Raw genomic sequence first — 24123 nt, forward strand, 5'->3', positions numbered from 1 at the left:
CAAAATTATTTATTTCAACAATTTTAAAACGGTAACCCAACCGCAATATTGAGGATCAGGTTCTGCTTTCTCCATGTTTTGTTGCCAAATGCAAATTCATTAAATACCCACGGATTTTTGTATTTCACCACGCCTTCGGAAGCATTTGGATCCAGTGTCTGCAGATAAGAAGGCTTACGGAAAGGAGTTGCAATATCGAGCCGGAAAATAAGAAAAGAGAAATCCAGACGCAGACCAATTCCACCACCTACAGCAACCTGCTTAATAAAATCTTTACTTATTAATGCATTTTTATCATAGCTAGATCTGGCACTGTCGGGTACAGACCATATATTTCCTGCGTCTACAAAAGCAGCAACATTAATAATGTTAGTTAATTTCACTCTTAATTCAGAGTTGGCTTCAAGCCTTATATCGCCGAAGGACTGATAACCAAACTGAGAAACAGACGATGAATCTGTTACATACGAGCCCGGGCCTAAAGAACGTGCCCGGAATGCACGTATACCCGTACTTCCACCAGCAAAATATTGTTTGAATTGTGGGACTATAGTGTTTTTAGAGTTTCCATAAGGAAGTACTAAACCTCCGATAAACCGGTTTGCCCACTTTATTTTAGGACTGAGCGTTCTGTAATATCTTATTTCCGCATCTACTTTGGCATATTGGAAAATAGGTATACCAAAAAATTCTTTGTTTAAGCTGTCTACCTTATTTTTCTTGGTTAACAGGCTTAATAAATTTCCACCATAATCAACTCCTCCGATAAATATGTATTGATTTTTACTGAACGGTTTTGGGTTGGGCCTGTATGATATGGTGTAATTTGATCCTAATATGAAATATTTATTTTCAAGAATGTTACTATATCTTAGAGCATCCAACGCATTGGTATTGGGATTAAAGATAATCTCAGTCAGACGTTCATTATTTACGTTGGTCGGCTGTATGAAGTTTACAGAAATTGGAGTAAGGGTATGTTCAATTTGTGAATTTTTTCTCCATACATAGGACCAGTCACCACGAAGAGAAGTCGTTGTATAGAAACCTTTTTGAACCCTGTTTTCGTAGTTTAAAGACAAAACAGTCTTAGGTAAAACCTCACTTTTCTCAGGACGGATTCGATGAAATGGTACAACAAACCTTGGAAAAGCAAGGTCCGCACTGGCTCCATACCGGTAATATTCATTTCCAACTCTATTCGGGTTATCCACTTTATTACCTCCCAGCTGCACGTCAAAACCTACATAAGCCTTAACGGTCAATATTTCTGCACCTCTGAAAAAATTCCTGTTTTTCCAGGTAACCTCTAACTGGGAACCTCCCAGGTTATTGGATTTTGTACTGGCACTCAATATTGTCTGAATTGATTTTTTCTTCAACGGGGCCAGGTCATAATATACATCCAGTAATGCAGAGTCAGAGCGCGGAACCAGATCAAAACGATTTTTCACAAACCGGAAGTTCTGAAAATTGACAAGTCGTGCCAATGAAGCATTATGAATGGTATTGGTGTACATATTGCCTTTACGGAAACCGATCGCATCATAAAAAATCCGTCGTTTATACAAATTTCCCGGATCTTTAATATTCAGCCCCCTTCTTACCGGCCCTCTTACTGAATTTGTATCCTCGCTTACAACCGTGCCTGTGTTTACATAAACTCCGTTGATAAAATATTGCTTCAAAGCAGTTTGAACAGTCTGCGGTTTTACTTCCAGATATAAATTTACCTGCTGAGGCTTCATTGTCGAATCTGCCCGTCCGATGGTAGAATCAACTTTTACATACAAATAATCCGGATTAAAAAAGTAGTAGCCTTTGCCTTTTAACTCACTATCAATCCGGTTACGTTCTGATGCTACTACGTCCAGCCTTATCGGATCACCTTTTCTAAAAAATGTGCCCTTTTTTGCTAATACCAAATCCTTATTAAAAACGGAACTATCAGGTACGACGTAGTGGATTTCATTGATTACGTACCGTGGCATTACATAAGCTGTATATTCAGCTTTGGCAGTTCTTTTTTTACTGATTTTTAAAACCCCTTTTGCAGATGAACGGTAATAACCTTCATTATCCATGTAGGAAACCATATTGGCCGCATTAATGTCCGTAACACGCTGTGATGCAAAAATAGGAGGCTCACCTAATTTATTCCTGAACCAGCTGCGAAGCCCGCCTTCATCTTTTGGCTCACCAATCCAGTAATAAAACCACACTTTCCATGGAAAACCCAACAGTGTTTTATTTGGTGCTGGTTTTATGATTACTTCCAGTTCTGCATCCAGGCCCTTTACTTTTGGTTTTGATGCCGTATCAGGAACCACTTTTACGCTGCTTCCAACGTAAAGGCTCTGGCCCTGGGGTACGTATTTATTTACCGAACAGCTGCTCAGTGCGACAATAACACAAATTACGAATATGCTGAGTATACTACTTTTCATTCTTTTGCTTTTGAAAAATTTCACGGAACAAATCATAATCCGCAGTAACAATAAAACTAACCCCGGTTTCTATAATAAAACCTTCCAATATAGACTGATATTGATTTTTTCTGTATCCCCTGAATAAATACCTGCCGTCTTTACTGATAGAATAATCAAGCGCAACGTTATCCAGAACCTGTGTTGAACTTGGTGTATTGCTTTGGCTTTCAAGCTCAAAGTTTTTACCTACCGATATTTTTAATCTGTCGCTCAGGAATGCTTTACTCAAGCCCACATTCAGGTCTGTACGAGCTCCGGTTGACTGATCGGCAGTAGAGTTAAGATTTACATTTAAATTAACCCCTTTCACCAGATCCGATGCCAGGTTATTCAGCTGATCGCTCAACAACTGACTCACACTTTGCCGTGCAATGGCTTCGGCACTGGAGTTAAGATTAAAGCCGGAAGATGACTGATCGGTAATAAATTTGCCTGTAATCAGCAAAGCGAACGCCTGCTTATTTCTTTCTGAAACATTACTTTTCATTTCCTGCCAGAAAGTCTGTGCTTCTATATCCTGGACAACCTGCTCTGAAACGTCCTGTCCCGGTGTAATCTGGAAGTTAATATTAGGTGTCAATAGGTTTCCTGTAATGACGATCTGTACTTCGATAGGAATTTTTCTGTCACCTTTATATTTCGGATCAATAGAACCCGGATCAACCATCACCGGATAGGCAGCAGTAATATTCAAATCCGCTTTCATAGGGTCGCCGGTCCAGATCAGCGTACTTCCTTTGAGTATTTCGAACTGGCGTTTCAGGATCTGTAATGTCAGATCGTATGAGCCTTCGGTTAAATCATAAGCTCCAATCAGATACAATTGTCCATTGGGAGCAATTCCTGTATTCAGCTGTGCATTTCCTTTTATCCGGATATTATCTCCGTTCAGCGGATCAATCACAACCTTAAATTCCGACTTGTCATCTACGGCAATATCGAGTGATATTTGTGAAGCAAAATCAACCACTACATTAGGATCGGCCAAAGAATCAACTTTTGCGACCTGATTTGGATCGCTCATATCCACAAATTCAATAATCCCTTTCGAAGCGTCACCGGCTTCAGTAGCATTACTAGGCATTGAAACTGTAATGTTACTACCCGAATCAACCGTAATATCTCCGTCCACAACAGACTGGCTTCCTTTTCCTTTTACGGTCAGATTTGCGTCAATGGCTGCTTTTCCATAAAACAGCTCATTTTGTTTTTGTGTAGAATTAAGAACTGTAAAGTTTTTAGCACCAATCGTCAGGTTATAAGCAACATCGGGCAGGGTGGCAATATTTACATTTCCATCAATTTTCATTTGCTGATTCAATGAATCTGCAATGATGAAATTTTTGAAGTTTATATCCTGTCCGTTAAATTGTATCTTTTGGTTAGCAAGAGAATACCGTGCTCCAAGCTGTGTAACGTTAAATGCTACATCGTCAAAATTAACACCACCATTGAGTCTAGGGCTTGTTGTTGATCCTGTGATTTTAGTTGAACCTGAAAGATTTCCGGTTGCGCGTTGCAATTGACCGAAGCTAAATGCTTCAATAGTCGATGCACCAAATTTTTTCAGATCCAGCGTAAAGTCCAGAGCATTATCAGCGTCCTTGGTATTGTAACCGCCACTCATTTGGATATCATTACTGGCACTTACCAACGATGCGTCTACTTTTATCAAATTCTCTGTTTCGTTGGTCGCTTTCAAGGCCAGGTTCCCAACCGGGATTTTGGTTACTGCAAGACTGTCAATACTCAGGTCGCCTGTAAATTCAGGAGAAACCATGTAATTGCTTAACAAGATTTTTCCTTTTAGTATACCGGTTGCCAGCGTTGAATCGCGTGTAGCTATGGCAATCATTGGGCCGATAGACACATTGTCAATCTGAATATCAAGCGGGCTGTTAGGCTCAGGAGCAGTAGAGTTAACCGTTAGCGACTGATCTCCGTCTTTTATTACAAAATTGTGTACAAGCAAAGTGCTGTCAGTACCATATTGAATATATCCTGATGTGTCGGTTTCCCAGTTCCGGTAATTCAATAGAAGAGCATCACGCAGATTTAAGCGATATTTATTGTCAGCCACCAATAAATCACCTTTTACAGAATGCTGGTCAACATTTACTGAATCTTTTACTGTAAAATCAAATTTGACATCATTATTAACAATTGTGCTGTTTAATGAAGCATTCTGCATTCTGAAACTTCCGGTATTGACATAACCTACACTTGCATCCAGTGCGGCGTTTTTCTCAACATTACTGAAATTAACAAATACTCTTTCAGTACGGATACTGTCATATTCAACAACAGGAATGCTCAGTTTTGCTACAATTGAAGAATCCTGCTGGTTATCCACTTTGGCTTGAAACCGGATCGGATCCATTTTTGTCAGCTGCGGGGCAAAAACTTTAAATACCGGGTCGTTGGTTATTGTAGCATCTAAGGTAAAATTAACCGGCTTGGTAATCTCGGTGTAAGTCAGATCAGGAGATTTGAAATTTTTGCCGATTTCGGTAAATACCGCATCGGCAATTTCAGTATAAACAAAATCGCCTTCCATTTTAGCTTTCAGAAAAGGAGCTTCGATTTTTGCCTGACGCTGGTTACTCGAATCGGTTAATTGTACATTAATATTGGAAAAAGAATATGGACGGCGGTGATGTGTTAATACAAGATCATTGATATTAACTGTCCCCAGCGGGTTTTCAGGATTTGTAGAAGAAAAATCTACTTTCATATCTCCCTGTACCTGTAAAGAGTCTGTGTAAAGATTCAGTGCTGTCAGATCCAGATGGCCAATGTTGATGTCTCCCTTTACAGTTGGATATTCTTTGGAAAGATCTGCCTGTCCATCAATACTTACTTTGATATTCCGGTCATTCATTTTGGCCGATACATCAGCCAGGCCATTATTTACATTCCCCGACAGCGTCAGATTATTGTAAATGTAACCCTTGATATCCACGCTTTGCACCGTTCCGTTAAGACTGGCAACCATCGTTTTTGGAGCATAACCAACACCGTTAAATTCAGTATTCAATGTTAATTTGCCTAATGTCGCCGGAGGCTGCTTCATCATTTTTCCCAGATCGAAATCCTGAAAACTGAGTGTTCCGTTGTATTTCGCTTTAAGGCTGTCAGTAATGTTTTGAAGATTTCCCGCAAATGTTCCGGTTCCAAACGAAGTATTAATAGTCGTGTTTAAAGTAAGGTTGGCCATTGAACCTTTTACTTTTCCGGAAATTTTTACATTTTCCGGTATTTCTATGGATGCCGGAACTGCGCTGTCAGGAAGCATTTTGAGCAAGTCCTGCCTGGTGGACGACACTTCATTGATCGTCATATCCAGTGACAACTTATCAGCATTTGGCAAACCCTTTACACGACCGTTGAGTTTCACTACAGTGCCGCTTAGTATACTGAGATTAGCTTTTGATATAAGCATATCATCTACTGATCCTGTAATCAGGCCGGTAGCTTTCAGCATTCCGTTTGGTTCCTTATTGAAAGGCGGCGTTGTGGCCAGATCAGGCGCAAGGAGCAGTAAATCAGCAAATGCAACACGACTGTCTTTTAGGTTTAATCTTATCTTTACTTTAGCAATATCATTTGTAAGCTGATCCAGATTGTCATAACGAAGTACAAGTTCGTCGCGCAGGGTCGTATTTGGTGTTTTTACAAACAGATTTTTCAGATAAGTTTCCTGATTCCCGTAAGCAAAATTGGTACGCAGCTCCTGTAATTTGAATCCGCTTTTTTCATTGAAAGAACCCGATTTAAGTGCACCGGCGATATTTTCGGGTGAAAAAATAAATTCCTGAAGATCAATATTAAGGTCCTTAACATTCAAATGTGCAAAGTCTAAACCTTTTGGAATAGCAGCTGAATTGAAATCGTCATAACGTAGACTATTATTAACGAGCGTAATTGCATTGACTTTGACATTCCATCCGGGTTCAGCTGATGTCGTTGCTTCTCCGGGAATTGTTGTTTTACTATCGATAGAATCTTTGATTACTTCCGGCTTAGCCCTTTTTGCAAATTCTGCATAAGCCGCCATATTTTCCAGTTTGACATTCTGGATATCTACCTGCTGGCTTTTCATGAAAATCTTATTGATCTTCCCTTCGAGTTTACCAACTGTAACGCCATTTTTCAAGCCTGAAATTTCATCAGTAAATTCCCAGTTAAACTGGCGGATGTCAATATCACCTAATTTAAGGTCAAGCGAATCGGCAGGATCAGATTCCGGGGTAGGTGTATTAGTGTCTAAAGCTGTATACATCCGCAATTTTGCACCGCTGTTAATCAGTGAAACTTTGGTAGGATGATATTGTGATTTGGACGGATTGAATTTATCGAAATGTACAGAAGCAGAATCAATGTTTGCATCAGCGTCGGTTCCAATTACTGCATCACGGTAAGAAAGCCGGACTGTTTTCATGTAAATGTTATCAAGCCGCATTTCCGTAGTTGATGCTGTGGTATCTACCGGAGCGGCAGGATCAGTCGGGCTTACAAATGCATCAACGATAAACTGGAAATTGAAAGTTGTATCCGGCAAAGTCCGGTAAATATTAGCCGTAATTCCTTCCAGTTCAATTTTATTGATCCCCACATTTCCTTTGATCAGGCTGTACATATCCATGTCTATATACAATCGTTTTCCTGAAATGAGCGTATCACCCTTTTGATCGGCAAAAAATACGCCTTCCAATAAAATCCAGTCAGGAACATCAAAGCGCACTTTTTCGATATTAACCTTTGTCTTTAGCTTTTTCCGTAAGTATGAATTAGCCTGGTCAGTCAGAAAATTTTGACCAACGGGTGTTTGAATACCCCATATCAGAACGCCTACCAATATCAATATTGTGAGGATAATTATTGCTAATACTTTTAGTGCTTTTTTCATTCCTTCCGGTTAAATTCCTGTTTGTATGCTAACAGACATACAATTATGTTTCACTTTTAGCTGTTAAAAAACCTGGATAATTACGTTTCAAAAACGGCTAACTATCCAGGATTCAGTGTCATTACAATTATTTGCCAAGAATTACCGCTTAAATAATTCTGGGCTTACAGTTGGGTTAATAGTTGCGGTTGATGTAATTGTAACCGGTTTTTTATCCACGCTGTTTACTTCTACCAGTTTAGAAGGAAGAAGAATCCCGTAAGCTGATTTGGTATAATTAGATAAATCAGTTGTTGTTTCTACACCCGCCAATGTTGATTTCTGGCGTACAAGTAATCCGGATTTAGCATCAAAATAAAGATTATATTTTATGCCTGTTCCTTGTAATTCAACCTGATTAACCTGAACTCCGTTTAATGTTTCAGTTCCAACTGTGGTTGCAATAAAGCCACGTTTTTTATAATCAATAAACGGCGCCAGATTGTCATAAATTTCGTACTTCATATTAGTCTGTTCTGCCTGGCTCAGGTCTTTTACATCCATTTTATTGCCAATCGGAACTTTGATCCAGCCTTCGCTGCCTTTTACAGTGTATACAAAACTCCGTTTCATGATAGTCTTGGACTTGTATATAGACTGGTCAGGAACTGATACAGCGATACTTGAAGTATAAGGAGCAGCAGAAGCTGCGGCATAACTACGCGCCAGATTGTATGATTTTATTCCGTTCCAAAGCGCTGCTCCGCCGGTTGCTTTATAATAATTTGAAAATATAGAATCGGCCGGTAATTTCTGGGCAAAAGTAAGCATGTGGATTGCCATTAAGGCGATGGTAATACTCAGGATCTTTTTCATGTCAATTGGTTTTTATTTGATTTGTACAATAATAATACAAAGAACTTAACGGTAAGTTATGCTTTTGTAATTTTTAGATTCTTATTAGTGTACAAGGTTTAAAGACTTAGGGTCAATATTAATTTTATAATTTTAATTACCTCCTAGCAAAAATTATTCCAATAGTCCTTTTGAGATGAAGAGTTTGGAAAAAATTAACGGTCAGGGGAAATCATCAAAAAATACAATATCATCTTATTTACCTATACAATAGGTTCTGCTTTTAATACGCATTGAAAGATTTACCTGTTGCAAATTTCCTCATTGGGGATATTTGTAAGCGTAAATTCGGTAATGAGAAAAATAGAAAAAGTAAAATTGTTAATCTTTTAAATGGCGAACACATTATCTTGCGTAGTTTTTAAATATTTTTAATAAGTTTTCTACCAGAATTATGAAGCGGATTCTTTTCACAATTTTATGTTCCTTATGGTTTTGTACTGCCTGGTCCCAGGTGAGTATTATTCCCAAGCCGACACAGGTTTTACTGGCCAAAGGAGAATGGACACTAAACAGCAAAGCAAAAATAGGTGCACCTGCTGATGAAAAATGGACGCACGTGGCTGATATGCTTAGTTCTCAATTGAGTAAAGCGACAGGAATGACATTGAAAACCGTGAAAGGCAAGGGTGATATTTCCTTTGTTGTTTCAGGAGATGCCAGTCTGGGTGAGGAAGGATACCGTTTGCTGGTAACGCCAAAAGGGATTACGATCCAGTCACAAACAGCTAGAGGCGCATTTTATGGTATGCAATCGTTATTGCAGCTTTTGCCAGCCGCGGTATTTAGCGATAAAGCAGTTGCAGATATCAAATGGGTGGTTCCATATGTAACGATCAAGGACGTTCCGCGTTACGGCTACCGCGGATTAATGCTGGATGTATGCCGTCATTTTATGCCTGTTGAAGCTGTTAAAAAGTATATTGACCTGATTGCCTTACACAAACAGAATCAGTTTCACTGGCATTTGACAGATGATCAGGGTTGGCGCATTGAGATTAAAAAATATCCTGAACTGACCAGTATCGGCTCAAAACGTGCTGAAACGATGAAGGGACATTACACAGAAGAGAAATACGACAAAACGCCTTATGGTGGTTTTTATACTCAGGAACAGATTAAGGAAGTAATCAAATATGCAGAAGACAGGTTTGTAAATGTAATTCCTGAAATTGAATTGCCCGGCCATGCACTTGCAGCTTTGGCAGCATATCCGCAATTAGGAAACAATCCGGACAGGATTTATAAAGTGGGAACGCGCTGGGGTGTTTATGATGAAGTATTCATGCCTCGGGAAGAAACTTTACAATTTCTGGAAAATGTGCTTTCCGAAGTAATTGAACTGTTTCCCAGTAAATATATCCACATTGGTGGCGACGAATGCCCTAAAACACAATGGGAAGAAAGCCGTTTTGCGCAGGATCTGATCAAAAAAGAGAACCTGAAAGATGCACATGGATTGCAGAGTTATGTGGTGAAACGCATTGATAAATTTATTACCGCAAAAGGCCGCCGGATGATTGGCTGGGATGAAATTCTGGAAGGCGGACTTTCACCGAATGCAACGGTCATGAGCTGGCGCGGTATAGATGGTGGAGTTACGGCTGCAAAGGAGAATCATGATGTGGTTATGACGCCAACAACCCACAACTATTTTGACTACTATCAGATTGATCCGAAAACACAGAAAGTTCCTCTGGCTATTGGAGGACTTGTTACTATTGAAAAAACGTATTCTTTCGATCCAACGCCTGATGTACTTACACCCGAACAAGGCAAACATATTTTGGGCGTTCAGGGAAATATCTGGACAGAATACATTTTGACGCCGCAATATCTGGAATACATGGTGTTTCCAAGAGGCGTTGCAGTAGCAGAAGTTGGCTGGACGACCAAAGAAAACAAGAATTTCGACGACTTCAGGAAAAGGCTGGAAGTGCATAAAAAACGCCTGGATTATCTGGGAGTGAATTATTATGGCGCTCCGATCAATGATAAATTTGAATATGTTTGGCCTACAAAAAAGTAGTTTTCCTAAAACCAATTAAAGAAAGGCGTTCCATGTGTGGGACGCCTTTTTTGTTATATTTACATGTTGTACTTGATTAAGGAAACAACTATGGAAAAGAAAAAAGAATTAAAATATTCCAAACTTTTGAAGCATTGGAGGAAGATAAATTGAGAGAAAATCTTGCAATGTCTCTGGAAGAACGCTGGGATGCTTTCTGGATAATGCAAAGGAATCATAAGCAGCTGTTTCCCAATGAAACGAAAAATAAAAATACTAAAAAGCGGATCGTTTTTTCAAAGCCGGAATGGATATAGAGGATAATGAATTTTTAAAGTTTGTTGAAGCTGCTGGTAAAAATGATCTCGAATATCTACTAATTGGTGGATTGGCGTTAGCGATGCATGGAATACAAAGATATACCAGCGACGCTGACGTATGGATTCAGCCAACAAATAATAATAAAGATAATCTGATTAATACACTCCTTGCATTAGGATACGAATCGGATGATATTCAATATATTAGAGAATTGGATTTTACAGAAGCCCAGATAGTCCGTTTGGAAGGGCCAATTGATATTTTGACCAGAATTCATTTTCGAATGGAATATGAGATATGCAGAGCAAGAGCCAGAGAATTTATTTCAGCTGTCGGATTTAAAATATTCTTTTTTCACATTAATGATTTAAGGGAAAGCAAAATATTAGCTCGGCGTCCCAAAGATTTAAATGATGTATTAATGATAGACGAATTGATTAAAAATTTTAAAAGCTCAGAAGATAATTGATTAGAATTTAATGGAAAAGAAGCGAAAAATCACATTTTACGAAGATATGAATGGCCCATATCTTGAATCACTTAGGCTAGGTTTAAAAGATACGCCGGAAGAGCGATATGTAAAGTTCTTCGAAGAGCAACGGAAGTTTAAAGAAATTATGGGGATTAAAAAAGATCCAAACGCCAAACGGGAAATTGTAATTAAAGAGGTTATGTGAGTTAAAAAACAAAATTTATTAGCGAAAGAATTTTTCGATTCTTTCAGCTACCTTTTTAGCTCGGTTTTCTCGCCAGCCCCCTGTAATATCTTGGGTAATCTGGCTCTTTACATAAATTTGAGTGTTATTATAATTGAACTTATAGTAAACACAAGTCAAAGTACTCCATTCATTCGCTCTTATTCCCCTTTCAGCGAGGAAGAAACGGTTTGCCAAATTCAAGTAGTTTTTTTGATATCCGTTGGAAGCAAATGACCCAAGAATAGCTTTGTAAAGTAATGAATCGGTTGTCTTGGGTAATTCCAGATAATATTCACTACTAGTTTTACTTGTCCAGAAAGGAGATGATTCTTCATTTATTTTGGATAAATTATCAAAATCAATTTCTGCAGCTGATTTTGGAAACTCTGAAATCTTAGCCACAGAACATCCTATTAAAACAAAAAGTGTTAGAACTTGTAAATATTTCATTCTAATTATTGATTCTGGAGGGTAAGTTTAGAAAATATATTAAAACTAGTTTGGGGATAAAATTATCAATTTTTATCAGGAATTTAAAAGAGTGATTTTAGCATTGAAACATTTTATTCACCCTCCTTATTTGAATCAAGTACTTCCCGGAAAATAAAAATCCCTCCCAAACCCATCCCTTCCCTCCAAACCTCCTATTTTTGCAGGATGTATAAACTTCTTATTTCCCGGATACTTTTCCTTTTTGATGCAGAGCAGGTGCATTACTTTGTTTGTGAGGTTCTGCATATTGCTTTTAAAATTCCTTTTGTTCCGGCCCTGTTCCGTTCTATGTACACATTTGAGCATCCTGATCTGGTGCAGGAGGTAGCTGGACTGCGGTTCCGTAATCCGGTTGGGCTGGCGGCAGGTTTTGACAAAAATGCTGAAATGGTTGACCAGCTGGAAGCAATGGGATTTGGTTTTATAGAAATTGGAACGGTAACGCCTAAGCCGCAGCCTGGTAATGATAAACCTCGCCTGTTTCGTTTAAAGGCGGATAGGGGTTTGATAAACCGTATGGGTTTTAACAATAAAGGTGCCGCCGTTGCAGCAGCAAAATTGCGGCAGAGAAAATCTAAAATACTGGTAGGAGGGAATATTGGTAAAAATAAGGATACACCCAACGATCAGGCATTGAGTGATTACCTGATCTGTTTCAGGGAACTGTTTGATGTCGTTGATTATTTTGTGGTCAATGTCAGTTCACCCAATACCCCGGGTTTGCGGGATTTGCAGGAAAAAGAACCGCTTACAGCGTTGTTGCGAGAGCTGCAAAAAAGAAATCTGGAAAAATTTACACCCAAGCCTATCTTTTTGAAAATAGCACCGGATCTGACTTTAAGCCAGCTTGACGATATTATTGATATTGTAAAAGAGACTGAAATTGCAGGCGTTATAGCAACAAATACTACGATTAGCCGCGAAGGACTGAGGGTATCGGAAGAAGAAATTAAAAAAATTGGGGCAGGAGGATTAAGCGGAGCGCCACTTACACATCGTGCGACGGAAGTTATTCGTTACATTTGCGAGAAATCCGGAAATGCTTTTCCGGTTATTGGTGTGGGAGGTATAATTTCTCCTCAGGACGCTTTGGACAAACGGAATGCAGGAGCAAGTTTGGTACAATTGTATACCGGATTTATCTATGAAGGTCCGGGACTTGCCAGTAGAATTTGTAAGGCATTATTATCCAAAGCATAATTCCTTATTTTTATGTTTACAACTTCATACATTTCGATCATTGCAATAGATGTCAGTCAACAAACCCCGGACAAATACACAAAATAAAACAACTGAACAAACAGCAGGATCCCGCTTCCGTTTTTCAATGGATTGGGAAAGCATATTTTCCAGTCCGAAAGGAACCCTGGCGTGGGGGATGTTTTTCATTGTCCTTGGCATTGTCATGGAGATTTCTTTTTTATCCTACATTCTTACCGGTCTTGCCGATCAGAGTATTGTAGACGGTTTAGGCCATGAATCCATTCGGGATGCGGGAAGACAAACACGAAATTCCCTGGGTGTGCTCGGAGCTACGATCTCACACATTTTTGTATATCGCTGGTTTGGGATCAGTGCGATCCTGATTCCGATTATTTCCTTTTTAGCCGGTTGGAAAATTGCATTCAAAAAGAATTGCTGCCGCTTACCAGAACAACCAAGGAAGTTATTTTCTTCCTTTTGTGGGGTAGTATCCTAATGGGTTACATTGTTTTAATGAGCAGTACGGAAAATAATCTGAGCTTTATTTCGGGTGGACTGGGATACATGGTCAATGTCTTTTTGTTTGACTGGCTCAAATGGGGCAGTATTTTGCCGATATTTTTTATTCTGTTTGTATTCTCAGTTTACTTCTACGATGTAAAAGATGCATACGATAACTGGCAGATTAGAAATGCAGAACGTAGAGCCGCATCTATGGCAACGGAAGCAGAAACAATGGATTTTGGCACGAGTAACGGACAGCAGGTACAGGAAAAAACAGCACCTGTGGAAAGTGATTATTTGTCGGTTATGAATGGATCGTATGACGAAGAAATTACGATTGATGAGACTGAAGAAGATCTTGAAGAAGAAGAAATTATAAAGTTGCCTGGAAAGCCGGAGCCGGTAATGGAGATTATCTCCCCGCCTGTTATTCATCCCGTTGTTCCGTCACCACCATCTGTACCAGCAGAATTGACACTGGAAGTGGAAGAAGTGATTCCTGCCAAAATGGAGGAATACGTCGAAGAGGATGAAAGTGTGAACGCATCTATTCTGCGCGAGTTCGGGCAGTATGACCCTATGCTTGATTTGCCTTCTTATCAGTTCCCTGGCGTTGACCTGATGAATAATGTGGTTGACAATACCCATGAAAAAGTTTCCCATGAAGAACTGGAAAGTAATAAAACAAAGATTGTTGAAACGCTCGGAAGTTATGGTATCAACATTTCCAAGATAAAAGCGACTATCGGGCCAACAGTAACATTGTATGAAATTATTCCCGAAGCCGGCGTGCGTATTTCCAAGATCAAAAACCTGGAAGGTGATATTGCGCTAAGTCTTGCTGCTTTGGGGATTCGGATTATTGCTCCAATGCCGGGACGCGGAACAATAGGAATTGAGGTTCCGAATAAAAACAGGGAAACCGTATTTATCCGCTCTGTACTGGCCAATGAGCGTTTTCAGAAGTCAACTTTTGACCTTCCCGTCATATTGGGGAAAACAATATCTAATGAAATCCATATTGCCGATCTTGCCAAAATGCCCCATTTACTTATGGCTGGTGCAACGGGACAAGGTAAGTCAGTAGGATTGAACGTAATTCTGGCGTCACTAATTTATAAAAAGCATCCTGCTGAGCTCAAATTTGTACTGGTCGATCCTAAGAAAGTAGAGCTTACCTTGTTTAATAAACTGGAAAGACACTTTTTGGCCAAATTGCCTAATGCCGGTGAAGCGATTATAACTGATACTAAAAAGGTGATTTTTACACTGAATTCTTTGTGTATCGAGATGGATTCTCGTTATGATCTGCTCAAAGAAGCTTCGGTAAGAAATCTGAAAGAATATAACTCCAAGTTTGCACAGAGACGGTTGAGCCCCGAAAAAGGCCACCGGTTTTTACCATACATTGTTTTGGTAATTGATGAGCTCGCGGATTTGATGATGACGGCCGGGAAAGAAGTTGAAACACCAATTGCCCGTTTGGCCCAGCTTGCTCGCGCCGTTGGAATTCACCTTGTTGTAGCTACGCAGCGCCCGTCGGTAAAAGTTATTACGGGTTTGATCAAAGCCAACTTTCCGGCGCGTTTGTCCTTCCGGGTAACATCCAGTATTGACTCACGTACCATTCTGGATATGGGTGGAGCTGAGCAATTGGTAGGGCAGGGAGATATGCTTCTGGCGATCAACTCGGAAGTGATCCGTTTGCAATGTCCTTTCATTGATACCAAAGAAATTGAAGATGTCTGTGATTTCATTGGCTCGCAAAGGGGCTACGATGATGCTTATCTGCTTCCTGAGTATGAAGGAGAAGATGCGGCGGAAGGCCGTAGTGAAGTAAATACGGATGATTTTGACCACTTGTTACCGGAAGCTGCCCGGCTTATTATCACACACCAGCAAGGCAGTACTTCACTCATCCAGCGAAAAATGAAACTGGGTTATAACCGCGCCGGACGAATTATGGATCAGTTGGAATCAATCGGTGTTGTAGGGCCATTTACCGGAAGTAAAGCCAGGGATGTGATGTTTCATGATTTGAATGGTTTGGAAGAACATCTGCGCATTATGGGCATTAGTTAAGCCTTCTCATTTTTACAATATCTAATAATTTTTCAACGTTAAACCATCACATATCCGGTTGGTCTAAATTTTGTAGTGTTATTAATCAGAGTGATTTATTCATTTAACCCACTAAAAGCCAATTATCTAAAATATTATGAAAAAAATAAAAATTGCGTTAAGTTTTCTTGTTTTCACAGCTCTTTCATTTACTGTTTCAAATACTGCTCAGGCACAAGGTGATAAAAAATCAACTGCAATTCTGGATGCTATGAGCAGCAAATACCAGAAAATCAAATCTTTCAAAGCATTGTTCACTTACACGCCCGACGGCGGCAAACCGCTTAAAGGAGACGTTACTGCAAAAGGTACAAAATTCCGTCTCAAAATGGCCGGACAGGAAATTTACAACGATGGTAAATTAATGGCGACTTATATCAAAGAAACCAACGAAGTTAATTTGCAGGATTTTGATCCGACCGCAACCGGCGATCTTGACCCGACCAAAATTTATTCCGCTTATAAGAAAGGATTTAAATATGCTTTCCTGGAAGAGAAAAAAGAAGGAAGCCAGGTTTTTGATGTAGTTGAATTAACACCGACGACTAAGAACAGCCAGGTTAGCAAAGTGCAGATCCAGGTTAACAAGAATGATAAATCTATCAGCAACTGGAAAATTTTCCAGAAAAATGGTGATAAAGTAACTTATAAAGTAGATCAGTTTCAGCCGGATGTTGCAGTTGCCGATAACTTTTTCACCTTTAACGCTAAGCAGTACCCGGGTGTAGAAGTAGTGGATCTGCGTTAGATATTGCTGAGAAATTAGTTATAGTGCGAGGCGATCCGCCACTTTTAACTACGGAAAATCGGGTAATTGCAAGTCTGTTAAAGCCTGCAATTATCCGATTTTTTTCTATTAAATGTAAAGTAAAAATAATCTGAAAATCTAAATACAAATGATTTTAGGTTTGTGAATTAATGGATGCGTTGAAATACAACCTATTAACTTGTATAATTTTTTTAATGTACGCTTACTATAGTTTTGTGCAGGTATAAGTCCGTATTTTTGCAGTGAATATTTTAATTCCGTACATCTAAATTTATGAAACCTGAAGCAGCTTCTTAACAGATTCATTTCAGAATTTTAATGCCTTTAAATACAAAAATAACCATCCTGTAATCTGACAGGAATTTAGTACTTTCTCTCAACGCCATTTGTTAAACTTCACTTTCGCCGGCTTTCAAAGTCGACGACAAAAATTGTTCTTTTTAAAAAATCATTTTACCCATTTTAATAACCTCTGGCTATACGGAGATCTGCGAATATTAGGTATCCGCAAAAACACTACAAATACATCAATCCAACACTAATGAGAAGAACTACTTAGCCTTATTTGCCTTTTTGTTTTATTGAATATCCCTGTACTTGCGCAAGATGAAACCCACAAACCTTTTCCTGAGGATACGACTACTATTAACCTGGTGAATTCGCAGCAATTCCAGGAGAACATTCCAAAAGCACCACAAACGATTCAAAGCCCAATTGCGGCTAGTTTGGGTTCTTATGGCGAAATACCTGTTTCACTTTACACCGGCAAACCGGAAATCAATGTCGATCTTCATACAGTTACCAGCGGAAATATCACCGTTCCGGTTTCACTGAATTATGATGCTTCCGGAGTCAGGCCAGATATGCATGCGGGTTGGACGGGTCTTAATTTCAATCTTTCAAATGTTTACTCGATCACACGAACTGTTAAAGACGGTCCGGATGAATTTAACCGTCCGAATAGTTCATTGGGAGAATTAGGTTACCTTTTCTCCGGATCTGGCCTTAACAATGGGGCGAATTGGGCGTTGCGGGACACGATCATAAAAACAGCAACGACTGTATCAATTGCCTCGGGTAGTACAAGTGGAACTATCCTCGTTGATACTGAACCCGATGAATATAGTTTTTCCATTCCAGGACTATCCGGCAAATTTTACTATGGCAGTGATCGCAAATGGAAAATTCAGTGCGACCGACCTGTTAAACTGGAATGGATCACTACTCAAAACACCCACCTTTATACTCCTTTTACACCTCCTTCACAAATCAAAGGAGGCAACCCATGGAGTACTAATCTTACTTCGTTTCATTATATGGAACATCTGGAAGGCTTTGTAATTATAGATGAATTCGGTACCCGGTATGTATTTGGTGGCAGTGACATGGCATTTATGGAATATAGTATTGATTTCTTCAATCAGGGTAAAAGTTCATGGATTTGTAACGCCTGGTACTTAAAATCAATAACTCCGGCAACGGGCCAGTCTGCGATCAATTTTACCTATGAAAGAGGCGACTTCGTAGCACAAATGTATTTTTCAGTATACAACAAAACTGCGAGGGTTAACGGTGGTTCATGGTTTGGCTGTGCGGACTGGTCGTCTACTATTGGTGCATTTGGGGCTTACAATGGAAAATTAATTTCTCCTATTTACCTGAAAGAAATAGCAGCCGACAACTTCAGGATCAAATACACGTCAACGGTCAGCAACGAACTGAAGTACTCAGAGGATATTTTTACAACCTATGTGGATAAAATGATTTTGGATGGATATTCCAAACTGGACTTCCTCACATTTCTGTACGATTGCTATTATCCGGTCTTTGCTTCCTATCCTGGCAGTTGTGGCAGCCCGACACTGACATCGCTGCTTGCAAAATTGAAATGGCGGAAACTCGACAAAATAGAAATTCAAAATGGCAACGGCGCCACTATTAAGGAATTTGCACTGAGTTACATAAACGATCCAACAAGCCGGTTGATGCTGGACAAAATTCAGGAGAAGTCGGGAACATCTGTAATTCCGCCATATCAATTCACTTATTTTAATGGTACCGGTCTTTCGCTGCCCGGATACAGTAAGTCACATACCGACCACTGGGGATTTAATAACGGATTGATCATTAATACACTGACTGACTTTAACGCTTACGCCAGTTATGGAACGACGTTTCGCAGTCCGGCAACGGACGTCCGGTATCTAAAATTAGGGATTATCGCTTCCATACAATTTCCGACAGGAGGAGTCACCAGGTTCGTTTTTGAACCCCACACCTATTCCAAAGAGGTTATGCTAAAAAGGTGGGACGGGGAAGATCCCTACGCTGCAAACCGGAGAGCCGGAGGGCTCAGGATTAAGGAAATTCACACCTATGATAATGTAAAGGATGCAGCTGGCGCATTGGTTGCACCAGTTGTGTCAAAGAGATATTATTATCAGTCTGCATTTAACCCGGCCGCACCGGATACAACTGCTACAAATTTGTCAAGCGGGATTCTGGGAGGAAAGGCACAGTATTACTGGCCTGATTATAAGCCGCTGCCTAGCAATGCGGGTATTACAGTAGAAGAGGAGATTTTTTCTACGCAGTCCGTTTTGCCTGTTTCTGAAAATACAATGGGCTCCCATATTGGCTATTCTCAGGTTATCGAACGTTCATCTACTCAAGGTTGGGTCGTACACAAGTTTTCAAATTTTGATAATGGATACCGTGATGATGTACCAAATGGCTTTTTGCAACTCAGTGTTACACCCTATCAGCCCTATAACAGTAAGGCTTTTCAGCGTGGAAAATTACTGGCAAGAGAAAATTACTTTCAAAACGGTAACGCTGCTTCTAAAACAACACTTATTTATGACCTTGTCGGCGCATTAAATGATTACTCTGCGCGTTCGGTGAAAACATCCGTTACTATATTGTGCAATACATCTAATGTAGCCTACGAAGGCACGGCTTATCTGAATGACTGCAGGAAATTTTTAATCACTCAGGAAAATAATTATTCTTATGACCAGGATAATGCTGCCTCAGCGGTCAATTCCAGGACTTACACCTATTGGCCGAACGGGCAGCTTTACATTAGTGCACAAAATGACAGCCGGAGCCGTACGATCAAGACATGGTATAAGTATCCGCCGAATTTAACGGTAGCACCATATTCGGCCATGACTTTGGCCAATATCATCGCTACACCCTATGAAGTATTTCAATACACCGGAACGGAAGCAGCACCGGCGGCCATTAAATTACAGACTGTCACATTCAATACCAGCAACCCCTATTTACCGCAAAAGGTCGAGACAAAGCTAGGTGCATCTGGTCCAACAACTACGGACATCGAGTTTACCTACGATGGTAGAGGAAATGTATCGACATATAAAGAAAAAAATGGATTGACGACGAAACTGGAATACTTTGGCACTGGAACTGGTAAGGTTGATTTATTGAATAAACGTATTTTGGCAAATGGCGCATCCCAGGCACAAACCACTGTTTTTGATCATCTTCCTGCTGTTGGGGTTTCAAGCATTACCGATCCAAACGCCAAAGCAATTGGGTATGACTATGACGCATTTAGCAGATTAATAACAGTCAAAAACATATCCGATTCCAAAGCACGTGCTTCCTACTGCTACAACTATGCCGGGCAATTGACCCCATGTACTCTTCTTGCACCGTCTGGGAGCATTGGCGCTTCGGGTTTGGTTTTGATTGCTGAAAGCGACAATCCTCTGCCAGTTACCTTGGCAGAGTTTGAAGCCGTCAAAAGAGAAAAAGTGGTTGAGCTTTCCTGGTCAACCACTGCGGAAACCAATAGTGAAAGCTTCGAAATCCAGAGGAGCAATGATGCAAAGCAATGGATTAGTTTGGGTGTTGTTGCTGCAAGAGGTGAAAGCAGCGAACTGCAAAACTATACTTTTACTGATACAAAACCACAGTCCGGCGAGAACCTATACCGTTTAAAAATGATCGACCGTGCGACCGGTACGCCGGAGCGGGACCGTAAAGACGGAACCTTTGCTTACAGCCGAATTAGAAGTGTTGTCTTTGATCAGAATGGTGAAGTCGTGCTATATCCAAATCCGATCACGATTGGGGAACGGCTCAACCTGTTGACTGATAATCTGGATAAAGTCAGTGCGATTAAAATATTCGATACAAATGGAAAGCTCGTTCTCGAATCTACCGCAACTTCGGAAATCAATACAAGTGGATTTGCAGCCGGACTTTATATGGTGCAGATCACGTATACGGACGGAAGCTTGAGCACGCACAGGGTTGTAAAACAATAATTATTCACTGACACTTTGAATATTTTTCAAATGAAATATATAGTCTTCGTTATTCTATTCATCGCGGTTCATACGGTTTCGGCACAGCAAACACAAACGCGCAATTATATCATTTCCCGCACATTCAAAAACGCCGGGGCAGATGTAAACGATGTCAGCAAAGTTGTGACACAGGTTCGATACATTGATGGACTTGGCAGGCCACTCCAAAACGTAATTGCTGGCCAAAGCCCGGACGGAACTGATATTGCCACGCCGGTAGCTTACGACGGAGCAGGAAGGAACCCGAGGCAATACCTGCCTTATGTGGCTACCGGAAACGGGTCTTATAAAAGCACGGCAACAGCAGACGTTGATAGCTGGTATCTGGCTAATTCTGCCGGTTTGCAGGCAACTGCCACCACGACTCAGGATTTATCACGACCTTATTCAGAAACTATTTTCGAGCCTTCGCCATTGAGCCGCCCTTCAACACAGCAGGCACCGGGAACCAGAAGCAGGTCAGGTTCAGTCAAATACAAGGTGAACACGGGTACGGAGGTGAAGCGATATGATTACAATCCGGCAACGAATACCATCACCTCGCCGGGAGACTATGCCGCCGGTGCTTTGATAAGGACTCAATACCTGGATGACCAGGACCAGGAAACCAACGAGTATACAGATATGCTTGGGTTGGTTGTTTGCAAAAGTATTACCGCTGTGAAACAAGCCGGTGCAACGGCAGCCGTAATTTTATATACTTACTATGTCTATGATGATCTGGGTTTATTGCGTGCCGTTTTACAGCCCAATTATCAGGATGACGGATCGTTGACCAATTCTGCTTTTCTGTATGATTATGACAGTCAGGGCCGGATTATCAAAAAACAAATTCCCGGAGCAGGGAGCACCGAATACGTTTATAGCAAATTTGACCAGCCTGTGCTGTCGCGGGATGCGAACCAAACTGCTCGAAATGTGTGGGCTTTCACCAAGTTCGATGAGCTAAACCGACCTGTGATGACGGGGGAAATCTCTTCCGGCAAAACCCGCGCTGAATGGCAGATCAAATACGACCTCGTGACGGTCCGCCACGAAAACAACCAGGCAACAACGGGACTTGGCTACACCTTGAACCTGACCTCGGTGGCAACCGCTGCCGGTTTCCCGCAGATCGCCGATACGGACGTACTGACTGTAACCTATTACGACAATTATAGTTTCCCTGGTGCGCAGGCTTTTTCGGGTGTAGCGGGATACCCTGCACCGACTGCGGGCACGGTGAAATCCCTGGTCACTGGCGGGCGGGTAAGGATGCTGCCGGGAACCAGCGTGACAGCTGGCAATTGGCTTGTGAACACCAGCTATTACGATGTGGAATACCGCCCGGTACAGACAATCCGCGAATTGTACGACTTGGGGGCCGGTCCTATTGAACGCGTTTCTACCAAATATTTATATGATCTGGCCGCAGTGGTGGCGGAACAGAAAACCGAACAACTGGTGGGAGGCGCAGCACATTCACATCTTGCTGTGAACAGTTACGATCATGCTGACAGGTTACTAAGTGTAAAAGAGACCGTTGCTGTAGGCGGTAAAACAAAAACAGCTTACACATTGGCTCAGCGGTATAATATTCTTGGTCAATTGCAAAGCAAATGGTTTCATGGGTATAGCACAAAAGCAAGTGATTACCGGCGTAGGACCGATTATACAAATAATATGCGTGGGTGGCTAACGGATGCCAAAACCTGGTATCAGCAAAACGCAGGTACAGACCTGCCTTTCTATGCGTTCAACCTAACCTACAACAACGTTTTGTATGCACAGCAATATTCAAACGGCAATATCAATTCTATGCAATGGCTTAACAAAGGTGAAACTGGATTTAGCGCTGGTCTAAGTTTCACTTATGACGGTGCAAACCGCTTGCTTGGAAGTGCGGGCCTGAACAGTTATGCAGATAAGGAAGACAATATCAAATACGATAAGAACGGAAATATCCTGACTTTGAAACGGTATGGAAATGTAGTGGATGACCTGACTTATAGTTACACAGGAACGGGAAATCGTTTGAAAACGATCAATGATGCGAGTACCAATAACACCGGTATTAAAACTGGAACCCTGGGTAACTACTTCTACGATCCGAACGGAAACATGACCTATGATATAAACCGGTTGGCGACGATTTCCTATAATTATTTGAATCTGCCAAAAACGGTAACCATTGGAACCAAAATACTGGCCTATGATTACGATGCAGGTGGGAACAAGCATAAGTATGTAGCGGACACATTGACTGTCAAATATGCTGGAATATTTGAATATGATGCGGCTAACACATTTAAACGAGTTACGACATCATCAGGTCAGGTGCAAATGGCCAAAGTATTGCCGTCCCCTGCTTCTGATACGCTCAAATTCAGTTACTTTTTGCAAGACCATTTGGGGAATGTCAGGGTTGTGTTTGACGAAGCTGGAAAGATTTTACAGCTTTCAGATTATTATCCCTTTGGTGGCGTAATCTCGAGAGATGGTACTTTGCCTGCTAATGCAAGGAATGGTGTGAACCGATATCAGTTTAACGGGAAAGAAACTCAAATTGGTTCAGGATATATTGATATTACCAAACGATTTTACGACCCTATGCTTGCCCGTTTTTTAAGTACAGACGTTTTGGCAGACAAGTATGCTCATAATGGAACATATAATTATGCTGAAAACAGGCCTATTGACGGAATAGATTTAGATGGACTTGAATTTTATAGAACAGTGGATAAAAGTGGAACAATCACAATTGGCGCAAATGTAAAATTTGAAAATTCGTCAAAGGCAAGTGAGCAGCGCGTTGTTGAGATAAAAAGAAATATTCAAAGTACTTTTAACGAAGTCATCGGTAGCGCTAATAATTCATATAGAGGCCAAGTTGATTATGATGATAATGCTACACTAACTGTTGGAGTAATAGATAAGGGAGAAGACAATGCGGCGGGAGTTGGAGGCAAAGGTGTGGCAATTACCACTAATAATGACTTTAAAAATGGAAATATAATTGATAAATCAGTTGGGACGGTAGCCAACGGTGCTGTTCACGAGTTATTACACAACGCAGGATTAGGGCATCCGACGGATGTATATAGAGATGGGAATGGTAAAACGGTGTCCAATAACAAAATTTTGGATACCGAATTAAAGACAACGGACAACGGAAATGGTACTTTTAGCCTAACAACTACAGGCAACACAGCAAAAAATATTTATTCAAACATAATGATTTATGGAACGGCAGTCATTAATGGATTACTTATGAAAGATGTACGAAAAAAGCCCGAAAATGCCAATACGATTACCGCTGGTCAATTACAAGTCATACTGAATAACATAAACGGCGGAAAAGTTAATGGCGAAGCCAGTGAAGAACAGTAAATAATA

General features: G+C 40.6%; 12 protein-coding genes and 1 pseudogene. 9 read left to right on the forward strand and 4 right to left on the reverse strand.

Annotation, left to right across the window (positions count from 1 at the left end):
- Positions 1 to 23: 23 nt before the first annotated feature.
- The 3 genes from KZC02_RS19330 to KZC02_RS19340 all read right to left on the reverse strand — a co-directional run bounded on the left by KZC02_RS19330 (position 24) and on the right by KZC02_RS19340 (position 8253).
- Positions 24 to 2447 carry a BamA/TamA family outer membrane protein gene (locus KZC02_RS19330; RefSeq protein WP_221390194.1) on the reverse strand — a complete coding sequence of 808 codons (2424 nt, stop codon included), beginning with the start codon at positions 2445 to 2447 and terminating at the stop codon, positions 24 to 26.
- Positions 2437 to 7398: a translocation/assembly module TamB gene (locus KZC02_RS19335; protein WP_221390195.1), complete on the reverse strand. Its 4962-nt coding sequence runs from the start codon at positions 7396 to 7398 to the stop codon at positions 2437 to 2439. Before KZC02_RS19335 ends, KZC02_RS19330 begins: the two co-directional genes overlap by 11 nt.
- Before the next feature lie 141 nt (positions 7399 to 7539).
- Complete coding sequence (locus KZC02_RS19340; RefSeq protein ID WP_221390196.1) at positions 7540 to 8253, reverse strand: hypothetical protein; 714 nt, start codon at positions 8251 to 8253, stop codon at positions 7540 to 7542.
- A 433-nt stretch (positions 8254 to 8686) separates the two neighbouring features.
- Between KZC02_RS19340 and KZC02_RS19345 the strand changes: the two genes are divergently transcribed.
- The 4 genes from KZC02_RS19345 (at position 8687) to KZC02_RS19360 (ending at position 11298) form a co-directional block, all read left to right on the forward strand.
- Complete coding sequence (locus tag KZC02_RS19345) at positions 8687 to 10321, forward strand: beta-N-acetylhexosaminidase (protein WP_221390197.1); 1635 nt, start codon at positions 8687 to 8689, stop codon at positions 10319 to 10321.
- Between the two features lie 134 nt (positions 10322 to 10455).
- Positions 10456 to 10617 carry a hypothetical protein gene (locus tag KZC02_RS19350; protein WP_221390198.1) on the forward strand — a complete coding sequence of 54 codons (162 nt, stop codon included), beginning with the start codon at positions 10456 to 10458 and terminating at the stop codon, positions 10615 to 10617.
- A complete protein-coding gene (locus tag KZC02_RS19355; RefSeq protein ID WP_221390199.1) occupies positions 10608 to 11090 on the forward strand; it encodes a hypothetical protein in 483 nt (160 codons plus the stop codon). Before KZC02_RS19350 ends, KZC02_RS19355 begins: the two co-directional genes overlap by 10 nt.
- Positions 11091 to 11100: 10 nt before the next feature.
- Positions 11101 to 11298: a hypothetical protein gene (locus KZC02_RS19360; RefSeq protein WP_221390200.1), complete on the forward strand. Its 198-nt coding sequence runs from the start codon at positions 11101 to 11103 to the stop codon at positions 11296 to 11298.
- Between the two features lie 18 nt (positions 11299 to 11316).
- Here KZC02_RS19360 and KZC02_RS19365 read toward each other — a convergent pair whose 3' ends face one another.
- On the reverse strand, positions 11317 to 11769 hold the full coding sequence (locus KZC02_RS19365) for a hypothetical protein (RefSeq protein WP_221390201.1): 453 nt from the start codon (positions 11767 to 11769) through the stop codon (positions 11317 to 11319).
- Between the two features lie 207 nt (positions 11770 to 11976).
- Here KZC02_RS19365 and KZC02_RS19370 point away from each other — a divergent pair, with 207 nt between their 5' ends.
- The 5 genes and pseudogenes from KZC02_RS19370 (at position 11977) to KZC02_RS19390 (ending at position 24117) form a co-directional block, all read left to right on the forward strand.
- On the forward strand, positions 11977 to 13011 hold the full coding sequence (locus KZC02_RS19370) for a quinone-dependent dihydroorotate dehydrogenase (RefSeq protein WP_221390202.1): 1035 nt from the start codon (positions 11977 to 11979) through the stop codon (positions 13009 to 13011).
- 49 nt (positions 13012 to 13060) lie between these two features.
- Positions 13061 to 15600, forward strand: a pseudogene (locus KZC02_RS19375) (DNA translocase FtsK 4TM domain-containing protein).
- A 136-nt stretch (positions 15601 to 15736) separates the two neighbouring features.
- Positions 15737 to 16387 carry an outer membrane lipoprotein carrier protein LolA gene (locus KZC02_RS19380; protein ID WP_221390203.1) on the forward strand — a complete coding sequence of 217 codons (651 nt, stop codon included), beginning with the start codon at positions 15737 to 15739 and terminating at the stop codon, positions 16385 to 16387.
- A gap of 602 nt (positions 16388 to 16989) precedes the next feature.
- Complete coding sequence (locus KZC02_RS19385; protein WP_221390204.1) at positions 16990 to 20706, forward strand: T9SS type A sorting domain-containing protein; 3717 nt, start codon at positions 16990 to 16992, stop codon at positions 20704 to 20706.
- Positions 20707 to 20736: 30 nt separating this feature from the next.
- A complete protein-coding gene (locus KZC02_RS19390) occupies positions 20737 to 24117 on the forward strand; it encodes a DUF6443 domain-containing protein (protein WP_221390205.1) in 3381 nt (1126 codons plus the stop codon).
- Positions 24118 to 24123 lie beyond the last annotated feature (6 nt).

Source organism: Dyadobacter sp. NIV53, assembly GCF_019711195.1.
Taxonomy (GTDB): Bacteria; Bacteroidota; Bacteroidia; order Cytophagales; family Spirosomataceae; genus Dyadobacter.